Origin of the sequence: Actinomadura sp. GC306, from assembly GCF_004348665.1 — a bacterium.
In the GTDB taxonomy this organism is placed as follows: Bacteria; Actinomycetota; Actinomycetes; order Streptosporangiales; family Streptosporangiaceae; genus Spirillospora.
Window position 1 is genome coordinate 1 of record NZ_SMKM01000270.1, and the last position, 9,084, is coordinate 9,084.

Genomic DNA, 9,084 nt, shown 5'->3' on the forward strand with positions numbered 1-9,084 from the left:
GCGCTGGACCAGGTCGAGCGGGTTCAGGTAGAGGACGCCGCGGCGTAGGCCCCAGTGCAAGCAGGGTGCGGGGCAGTGGGACCGGCCCGCCTCCAGGACGCCGATCCGGGCGCCGGGCGTGACGCGGCCGCCCACCTGGACGCTGGGGCGGACGGGCAGGTACGTGGTGCGCAGCATGCCGTGGTCGATCGCGACGACGCCGCGTCCGGCCAACCGGCCGGCGTAGGAGACGCGGCCGGCGCCGGCGGCGAGGACGGGCTGCTCCGGCCGCCCGGCGAGGTCCACGCCCCGGTGGCCCGGCCCCCACGGGGAAGCGGGCGGGGAGAACCCCCGGACGACCTGCGGGGCGGGCGGCCCTAAGGGCCACCGCCAGGCGTCCAGGCCCGGCGTCCCGGCGGCGATCACACAGGTCAGGAGTAGAGTCAACATGGTCATGCACCCGAGACTGCAGGTCCGCGGCACCGCTCGAAGTGTCCGCCGCCAACTGTGGATAACCCCGTGGAACGTCGATTCCCGGACGCGTCCGGGCCCTGATAATCTGTGAGGGTGCCCGAAAGGACACCGGCCAGGGCCAGGCCGTCGCCGATCCGTCCCCGGGCGGGGCGGTGAGAAGCCGCTCCCGGTGAGCGGAGAGGTCACGGACCCGGTAACGGGCACAGCCGCCTGGGGCATCCCGGCGGCGATTTCACGCGTCCGCATGCCACCGAAGACATGGTGGGGCGCCGTCCCTAGGTCCGTCGCAACGGCGACGGTGGGGCGACACCCGGGCGTAGGCGACAACCAAATGCGGCCCGGCAGGGCCAGAGAAGGAGAGCACGGGCAATGGCACCCGTCGTCACCATGCGGCAGCTCCTGGAGAGCGGCGTCCACTTCGGTCACCAGACCCGCCGGTGGAACCCGAAGATGAAGCGCTTCATCCTCACCGAGCGCAACGGCATCTACATCATCGACCTCCAGCAGTCGCTGTCCTACATCGACCGCGCGTTCGAGTTCGTCAAGGCCACGGTCGCCCACGGCGGCACGATCCTGTTCGTCGGCACCAAGAAGCAGGCCCAGGAGTCCATCGCCGAGCAGGCGACCCGCGTCGGCATGCCCTACGTCAACCAGCGCTGGCTGGGCGGCATGCTCACCAACTTCTCCACCGTCCACAAGCGGCTCACGCGGCTCAAGGAGCTGGAGGAGATCGACTACGACGACGTGGCCGGCTCCGGCATGACGAAGAAGGAGCTTCTCGGGCTGCGGCGTGAGAAGGACAAGCTGGAGCGCACCCTCGGCGGTATCCGCGACATGGCGAAGGTTCCGAGCGCCATCTGGATCGTGGACACCAAGAAGGAGCACATCGCGGTCAACGAGGCCAAGAAGCTCGGCATCCCGGTCGTGGCGATCCTCGACACGAACTGCGACCCGGACGAGGTCGACTACCCGGTCCCGGGCAACGACGACGCCATCCGCAGCGTCAGCCTGCTGACCCGCGTCGTCGCCGACTCCGTGGCCGACGGCCTGATCGCCCGCGCGGGCGCCGCGTCCGGCGGGGACGAGAAGCCGGCCGCCGGCGCCGCGTCCGCCGCCGAGCCGCTGGCCGAGTGGGAGCGCGAGCTGCTGGAGAACAAGCCGGCCGAGGAGTCCGCCGAGGCGACGGCGCAGGCCCCCGCCGCGGCCGAGGACGGGGCGCAGGCTCCGGCGGCCGCCGAGGCTCCGGCCGAGACGCCGGCCGAGACGCCGGCCGAGGCTCCGGCCGAGGCGCAGGAGGCTCCGCAGGCCGCCGAGGCCGAGCAGGCTTGATCCCGTGGCCCGGCGGGCCCTCCGGGGCACCGCCGGGCCGTCGCGGGTCCCACGACCAACGACGAGAGAAGCGAAGAGAGCGATGGCTAACTTCACCACCGCCGACGTCAAGCGGCTGCGTGACCTGACCGGCTCCGGCATGATGGCCGTGAAGAACGCCCTCACCGAGGCGGACGGCGACTTCGACAAGGCCACCGAGCTGCTCCGGCTCAAGGGCGCCAAGGACGTCGGCAAGCGCGCCGAGCGCACCGCCGCCAACGGGCTGGTCGCCGAGTACTTTGCGAACTCCGGCGACGGGGCGCTCCTCGAACTGAACTGCGAGACCGACTTCGTCGCGAAGAACGAGCAGTTCATCGAGCTGGCGAACCGGATCGTCGAGTTCGCCGCGGGCAGCGGCGTCACCGACGCCGAGGGCCTGCTGGCCGCCGAGATCGAGCCGGGCAAGACCGTGCAGGGCCTGATCGAGGAGCACAGCGCCACGATCGGCGAGAAGCTCGAACTGCGCCGCTTCGCCCACTTCCAGGGCGCCTACGTGGCCAGCTACCTGCACAAGTCCGACCCGTCCCTGCCGCCGACCACCGGTGTGCTGGTCGAGCTGGACGGCGAGAACCCCGAGGTCGCCAAGGACGTCGCCCAGCAGATCGCGGCGATGGCGCCCAAGTACCTCACCCGCGACGAGATCCCCGCCGAGGCGATCGAGAAGGAGCGGGCGCTCGCCGAGCAGCTCACCCGCGACGAGGGCAAGCCCGAGCAGGCCATCCCGAAGATCGTCGAGGGCCGGGTCAACGCCTACTTCCGCGACTTCGTCCTGCTGGAGCAGGCGTTCGTGAAGGACGGCAAGAAGACGATCGCGAAGGTCCTCGACGAGGCCGGCGTGCAGGTCGTCCGCTTCGCCCGGTTCAAGGTCGGGCAGGCGTAGGGGCATCCTGGAAACGGATACCCGATAGATAAAGCGAAGGAACGAGGAGGCCGCCGACGTGCCGGACAAGACGACCACTAGCGCGACGGCGGCCTCGTCGTCCGATCGGGACGCGTCCGCACGCGGCGCGGCCGGCCGGGCCGGGGCGGGCGGCGGCGCGTCCGGTCGGCGGGAGACCGGCGGGGACGCGTCCGTCCAGCACGCCCCGCGCGCCGGCTGGAAGCGGGTGCTGCTGAAGCTGTCCGGCGAGGCGTTCGCCGGACGCGAGCCCCTCGGCATCGACCCCGAGATCGTCCAGCACGTGGCGGAGGCCATCGCGGAGGCGGTCCGCGAAGGCGTGCAGGTGGCGGTCGTCTGCGGCGGCGGCAACATGTTCCGCGGCGCCGTCATGGCCGAACGCGGCATGGACCGCGGCCGCGCCGACTACATGGGGATGATCGGCACGGTCATCAACTGCCTCGCCCTCCAGGACTTCCTGGAGAAGCTGGGTCTCGACACCCGCGTGCAGACGGCCATCACCATGAGCCAGGTGGCCGAGCCGTACATTCCGCGGCGCGCCATCCGGCACCTGGAGAAGGGCCGTGTCGTCATCTTCGGCGCGGGCCTCGGGCAGCCGTTCTTCTCCACCGACACCACCGCGGCCCAGCGCGCACTGGAGATCGGTGCAGAGGCCGTACTGAAGGGCACACAGGTGGACGGTGTGTACGACGCCGATCCACGAAAGAATCCAGACGCGGTCAAGTTCGACCGTTTGGATTACGGTGAAGTTCTACAGCGGGGCCTGAAGGTCATGGACGCCACGGCCATCAGCCTCTGCATGGACAACACGCTCCCCATCGTGGTCTTCGACCTCATGGGGCAGGGCAACATCGTCCGGGCCGTCCGGGGTGAGAAGATCGGCACGCTGGTCAGCCCGGCGGAAGGCTGACCACAGCCGGGAACCGCAGTGCGCGAGGCGGCGCGGAGCGCAGTGTGGAACCGTAGGATTAGGGCCGACCAGACGACATGGGAGTCGCAGTGATCGACGAGACCCTCCTCGAAGCCGAGGAGAAGATGGAGAAGGCGGTCGCGGTCGCCAAGGAGGACTTCCAGACCATCCGCGCCGGCCGGGTCACCCCCGCGATGTTCAGCAAGATCACCGCCGAGTACTACGGGACGCCGACGCCGATCAACCAGCTCGCGTCCTTCACGCTGCCGGAGCCCCGGATGGTCATCGTCCAGGTCTTCGACAAGTCGTCCATGTCGGCGGTGGAGCGGGCCATCCGCGACAGCGACCTGGGCGTGAACCCCACCAACGACGGCAACGTCATCCGGGTGGTGTTCCCCGAGCTGTCGGAGGAGCGCCGCAAGGAGTTCATCAAGGTCGCGGGCGGCAAGGCCGAGGACAGCAAGATCGCGATTCGCAACATCCGCCGCCGTGCCAAGGACACGCTGGACAAGCTCGCCAAGGACGGCGAGGCAGGCGAGGACGAGGTCCACCGTGCCGAGAAGGAACTCGACGACGTCACGCACCGCTACGTGGCGCAGATCGACGAGCTGCTCGAGCACAAGAAGGCAGAACTCCTCGAAGTCTGATGAAGATGGATGATGCCGGGGAGCCCTTGGGTTCCCCGGACGAACCGGAGGCCGCCGAGCCCGGGAAGGCGCCGGGCACCTCTCCCGAGGAGCTCTCGTCCTCCGGCCCCACCCCCCATGAGACCGGCGCGCGCGCAAACCCAGCGCCCGCGAACGAGCCCTCCGCTGGGGAGACCCCAGCGGCCGCTGCCGGCGAGGCTTCCGCGGGCGCGTCCGTTGGAACGCCCCAAGGCGGCAAGTCCGTAGGCAAGACTGGCCGCAATCTTCCCCTGGCCGTCGCCGTCGGAGCCGCCCTCGGCGCCCTGGTGCTGCTCTCTCTCTACACGGTCAAGGAGATCTTCCTTGCCGTGATGGTCGTGTTCCTTTTCCTCGGGATGCGGGAACTGGCCGAGGCGTTCCGCAGCCGCGACATCGGCGTCCCGTTCATCCCGCTGGCGACGGGCATGGTCGGCGCACCGGTCGTGTCCTACGTTTGGGGGCCCACGGCCACGGTCGCCGCGGTCTCCCTCACCATCCTCGCGTTGCTGATGACGCGGATGCTGGACGGCGCCGAGGGTTACGTACGGGACGTCGCCGCAGGGTCGTTCCTGGCCGGCTACCTGGTGCTGATGGGCGGGATCGTCGCGCTGCTCATGCGGCCCGACGACGGCGACCACCGCACCGTCGTCTTCATCGCCGTCACGGTCGCCAGCGACATCGGCGGCTACTTCGTGGGGTCGTTCCTGGGCAAGCACAAGCTCGCGCCGACGATCAGCCCGAAGAAGACCTGGGAGGGCGTCACCGGCTCGGCCCTCATGTGCATGCTCGTCGGCGGCTGGCTGGTGTGGTGGCTGCTGGACGGCGGACATGTGTGGCAGGGCGTGCTCGTCGGCCTCGCCGCCGTTGTCACGGCCACCGCGGGCGACCTCGTCGAGTCGATGGTGAAGCGCGATCTCGGCATCAAGGACATGGGAACGCTCCTGCCGGGCCACGGCGGTGTGATGGACCGTCTCGACTCGCTGGTCGCGACGGCTCCCGTCGTCTGGCTCCTGCTGGAGCTGTTCGTCCCGAGCTAGCGGCGCGCCGGGAGGCCCCGGCTCGGCAAGCGAGCCGGGGCGTCAGGAAACCACCCAGGACCTGCCCTGCTGGGCGAGGCGCCGGATGAGCGCGTCGGAACCCTCGCTCTTGGCGTAGCGGTGCTCCTCGCCGGTGATGGGCACGAGCCAGAGCCACCGGACGGGGTCGCCATTGAGCGTGAACCCCGTCATGGCAGGGGCTGAAGGACCGGCCAGCCGGCTCGGATCCTCCAGGAGGAGCACGCCCTCCCACTTCCCCTCGTCGCCGCCCAGGGGGAACGTGCGGGCCTCGTGGTACCACTTGACGACGTCCCCAGGGGCGAACCAGGTCACGGACCGCCACGGGTACTGCGCCAGCCACGGGAAGATGCTGCCGGCGCGCTGGCTGGGGAGGGTGCTCGCGACGGCCAGTTCGATCCGCGCGAAGGGGGCGACGTCGTCCTCGTACAGTTCGACGGTGGGCATCCGCTGGCGGCACATCCCGACCGTGCTCAACACGGTGAACTCGCGGTCGCCCCGTGCGGGACGCTCGGATACCCCTACGGTCGGGGCCACGCCCGTCCGTGCGCTGCCCAACTGCCGGCCGACATCGTGCCAGTAGTGGCCGCCGGGCCCGAGACGTTGCAGCAGATGGCCGAGCACCGCCTGCTGGAAGTCGGCCCAGGAACCTTCTGCGCGGCACATCTTCCAGTGCTCGCGCGCGCGGTCGATGCGTGGGCCGAAGTCCTCGATCTCCTCGTCCAGCGGGAACGCGAAAGGGCTCTGGAGGGTCGCGTCGCGGGCGTATCCGGGAATGCCCCGTCCCATGTCGGACCACCCCGGGATGACGAACAGCGTGTCACCCGCCTCCAGGACGGCCACACCGTCGCCCTCCTCGAACCAGACGACTTCCAAATTCTCGGCGTCGAGTGCCTTGCGTCCCTCCGGATGGCGAACATGGGACTCCGGCAGTAGCGGGGCACGGCCCGCCTCCAGCCGGGACCGGTCGAGCTCCGCCGGGGCCTTGCGGTGGTTTCCGACCCACGTTGCGCCGACCACCGAGTCGCGTGCGTCCTTCAGGTAGGCGGCGGTGACGTCACCGTCGGTCTCGATGATGAGCCGCCGACTGCCGTAGGGGCTGGCAGCGGCGTGGACGACCGTGGCCTTGGAGCCCCCGGACGAGGCGGCGCCCTTACGCAATACCGACATGATCGAGACCTTAGTCGCACACAAGGTCATGTGCAGGTATGTCGTCGTACAGGTCCGGCGGGCGTCAGCATCTCGGCCGTACGCCGTGCACCAGACGGACGAGGCACAGGGCCTTGTTTGCGACACTGGAGGCACCATGTCTGCTACCCAGCCCGCCACCGCCGGCCCCGCGTCCGGGAAGACCCCGGCCAAGCTCGTCTTCGCCGCCCCAAGGCGCGGGAAGCCGCCGAGGCACCTTGCCGACCTCACCACCGCGGAACGCCGCGCGGCCGTCGCCGAGCTGGGCGAGAAGCCCTTCCGGGCGGACCAGCTGTCGCGGCACTACTTCGCCCGGCTGACCGACGACCCGGCCAAGATGACGGACCTGCCGGCCGCCGTCCGCGAGCGTCTCGTGTCCGAACTGCTGCCGTCGCTGCTGACCCCGGTACGGGAGATGGACTGCGACGGCGGCACGACGCTGAAGACCGTCTGGAAGGCGTTCGACGGCGTGCTGTTCGAGTCGGTGCTGATGCGCTACCCGGACCGGGCCACGATGTGCGTCTCGTCGCAGGCGGGGTGCGGCATGAACTGCCCCTTCTGCGCGACCGGTCAGGCAGGGCTCACCCGCAACCTTTCCACCGCGGAGATAGTGGAGCAGGTGACCGCGGGCGCGCGCGCACTGGCGGGCGGGCGCGTCCCAGGCGGGCCCGGACGTGTCTCCAACATCGTCTTCATGGGCATGGGGGAGCCGCTGGCCAACTACAAGGCCGTCATAGGCGCGGTACGCCGTATCACCGACCCGGCACCCGCGGGCTTGGGTATCTCCCAGCGTTCGGTGACGGTTTCCACGGTCGGGCTCGTTCCGGCGATCGAGAAGCTCGCCGCGGAGGACATGTCGGTGCGGCTGGCGGTGTCCCTGCACGCACCCGACGACGAGCTACGGGACGAACTCGTCCCGGTCAACAACCGCTGGAAGGTCGCCGAGGTCCTGGACGCCGCCTGGGCCTACGCGGACCGAAGCGGACGTCGTGTCTCCATCGAGTACGCCCTCATCAAGGACATCAACGACCAGGCGTGGCGGGCGGATCTCCTCGGCAGGCTATTGCGCGGGAATCTCGTACACGTCAATCTGATTCCGTTGAACCCCACACCGGGTTCCAAGTGGACCGCTTCCCGGCCCGAGGACGAGCGCGAGTTCGTCCGCCGCCTGGAGGCCCACGGGGTTCCGGTGACGGTGCGCGACACTCGGGGCAGGGAGATCGACGGGGCCTGCGGGCAGCTGGCCGCGGCGACCAGGGACTGAGCGCGCCGCGGGCGTGCCAAGGTCGCCCGGTGGCCGCGCCGACGCGGGCTTGAGGAGCACGGAACCGGTGAGGACGGGCGCACGGCTGCCGGTGGTCCTGCGCGGCTACGACCGCCGTCAGGTGGACGCACTGCTGATGAGGATCTCGCGGGCGCTGAACGGCGGGCCGCCGATGTCCGCGGACGAGGTGCGGGACACCCGGTTCGACGTCGTCCTGCGCGGCTACGATCCCCGCACCGTCGACGAGCTGGTCAGCGAGTGCATCAGGGAGCTGCGGGCACGGGCGCCGATCGGGGAGCGGCCGGGCCGGTCCCGCGCCCAGCCAGCCTGGCTGATCAACTGGATCCAGAACGCCCGGTTCTCGGGCGCGGGCGTCCGCTCCGGCTACGACGTCCGGGACGTGGACGCGTTCCTGGACCGGGTGATCGCCGGCCTGCGCGGTTCGGCGCCGCCGGTGACCGCCCGCGACGTACGGGAGAGCGCGTTCCGCGTCGTCCGCTTCGGCCCAGGCTACGACGAGCAGGAGGTCGACCGCTTCCTGCTGCAGCTCGCGAGCGCCCTCGAACGCCGCTGAACGAAGTTATCCACATGTTCGCGGGAACCTGCGCGCCGCTCCCGCGCCGGGTGAGGCTACCCGCATGGATCACTTCGCGGAACAGTACGCCCGCCTCCGAGCGCTCTTCGCCGCCTTCCTGCCCCCGGACGTCACCGCGGCCCTGCTGCCGCTGGCCGGCCGGGCGCTGAGGCTCGGCACGGATGGCGACGCCCCCGTCGACCTCGGCGGCACCCCGCTCCTGCCGCCCGGCAAGCCCTGGCCGCGGTGGAACGACCGCCCTCTGGACTTCCTCGGCGCGATCGACTTCGCCGACCTCACCCCCTTCGGGGAGATCTCCGGCATCCCGTCGTCGGGCAGGGTCGCCTTCTACTACGCGAGCGACATCCCGCGTCCTTGGGGCGACGCGGCGGCGCAGCGCGACGGCTGGCGCCTCTTCACGGGCGACCTCCGGGCGGCATCCCCGCCCTCCGGCGCCTTGACCTACCCCCAGACGCGCCTGCACGCCACGCCGTTCCTCTCCCTGCCCTCTCCTAAGGAGCCCGCTGTGCGCCGTTTGGAAGCCGCCTACAGCGGCCTCCTGTCGGTCTACGAGCAACTGCATGCCGTCTGGTCGCAGCACATCTGGCCCCCCGGCATGCCCGCCCACCAACTGGGCGGCTGGCCGGCACTCGTCCAGCGCCCCCTCGGCCCCGACTGCCTGTACGCATCGACGGGCCGCGCCCTGGAC

The 9,084-nt window shown here is 70.5% G+C and carries 10 protein-coding genes; 8 read left to right on the top strand and 2 right to left on the bottom strand.

The genetic code is table 11. The features are described from left to right. The coding region (locus E1200_RS27435; RefSeq protein WP_243708866.1) for a M23 family metallopeptidase at positions 1 to 285 on the bottom strand (285 nt) is incomplete at its 3' end. 537 nt (positions 286 to 822) lie between these two features. On the opposite strand from E1200_RS27435, the gene rpsB reads away from it, so the two are divergent. The 5 genes from rpsB to E1200_RS27465 all read left to right on the top strand — a co-directional run bounded on the left by rpsB (position 823) and on the right by E1200_RS27465 (position 5,331). Next, positions 823 to 1,782 (top strand): 30S ribosomal protein S2, encoded by a 960-nt coding sequence (rpsB, locus tag E1200_RS27440; protein WP_131954973.1) that lies wholly within the window; start codon positions 823 to 825, stop codon positions 1,780 to 1,782. Positions 1,783 to 1,864: 82 nt separating this feature from the next. Beyond that, a complete protein-coding gene (gene tsf, locus E1200_RS27445; RefSeq protein WP_131954974.1) occupies positions 1,865 to 2,701 on the top strand; it encodes a translation elongation factor Ts in 837 nt (278 codons plus the stop codon). 226 nt (positions 2,702 to 2,927) lie between these two features. Further along, positions 2,928 to 3,629, top strand: coding sequence for a UMP kinase (gene pyrH / locus E1200_RS27455; protein ID WP_131954981.1), 702 nt, complete (start codon positions 2,928 to 2,930; stop codon positions 3,627 to 3,629). A gap of 89 nt (positions 3,630 to 3,718) precedes the next feature. Then, entirely contained in the window at positions 3,719 to 4,276 is a 558-nt protein-coding gene (gene frr / locus E1200_RS27460; protein WP_165950483.1) for a ribosome recycling factor, read from the top strand. Positions 4,277 to 4,545: 269 nt separating this feature from the next. Beyond that, the gene (locus tag E1200_RS27465) at positions 4,546 to 5,331 is read left to right on the top strand and encodes a phosphatidate cytidylyltransferase (protein ID WP_279485191.1); all 786 of its coding nucleotides are present in this window, start codon (positions 4,546 to 4,548) and stop codon (positions 5,329 to 5,331) included. Between the two features lie 42 nt (positions 5,332 to 5,373). Here the strand turns inward: E1200_RS27465 and E1200_RS27470 are convergent, their stop codons facing one another. Continuing rightward, positions 5,374 to 6,519: a suppressor of fused domain protein gene (locus tag E1200_RS27470; protein ID WP_131954977.1), complete on the bottom strand. Its 1,146-nt coding sequence runs from the start codon at positions 6,517 to 6,519 to the stop codon at positions 5,374 to 5,376. Between the two features lie 136 nt (positions 6,520 to 6,655). Here E1200_RS27470 and rlmN point away from each other — a divergent pair, with 136 nt between their 5' ends. The 3 genes from rlmN to E1200_RS27485 form a co-directional block, all read left to right on the top strand. Continuing rightward, positions 6,656 to 7,801 carry a 23S rRNA (adenine(2503)-C(2))-methyltransferase RlmN gene (gene rlmN / locus E1200_RS27475; protein ID WP_131954978.1) on the top strand — a complete coding sequence of 382 codons (1,146 nt, stop codon included), beginning with the start codon at positions 6,656 to 6,658 and terminating at the stop codon, positions 7,799 to 7,801. A gap of 67 nt (positions 7,802 to 7,868) precedes the next feature. Next, positions 7,869 to 8,375 carry a DivIVA domain-containing protein gene (locus tag E1200_RS27480; protein WP_131954979.1) on the top strand — a complete coding sequence of 169 codons (507 nt, stop codon included), beginning with the start codon at positions 7,869 to 7,871 and terminating at the stop codon, positions 8,373 to 8,375. A gap of 64 nt (positions 8,376 to 8,439) precedes the next feature. Then, positions 8,440 to 9,084, top strand: a 645-nt coding sequence (locus tag E1200_RS27485; RefSeq protein ID WP_131954980.1) for a DUF1963 domain-containing protein, incomplete at its 3' end; no start/stop codon positions are given.

What these genes read in the sequence shown, in the direction of transcription:
- rlmN (WP_131954978.1), top strand. Translation starts at nt 6,656, where the DNA reads ATGTCTGCTACCCAGCCCGCCACCGCCGGCCCCGCGTCCGGGAAGACC.
- tsf (WP_131954974.1), top strand. Translation starts at nt 1,865, where the DNA reads ATGGCTAACTTCACCACCGCCGACGTCAAGCGGCTGCGTGACCTGACC.
- E1200_RS27470 (WP_131954977.1), bottom strand. Translation starts at nt 6,519, where the DNA reads ATGTCGGTATTGCGTAAGGGCGCCGCCTCGTCCGGGGGCTCCAAGGCC.
- rpsB (WP_131954973.1), top strand. Translation starts at nt 823, where the DNA reads ATGGCACCCGTCGTCACCATGCGGCAGCTCCTGGAGAGCGGCGTCCAC.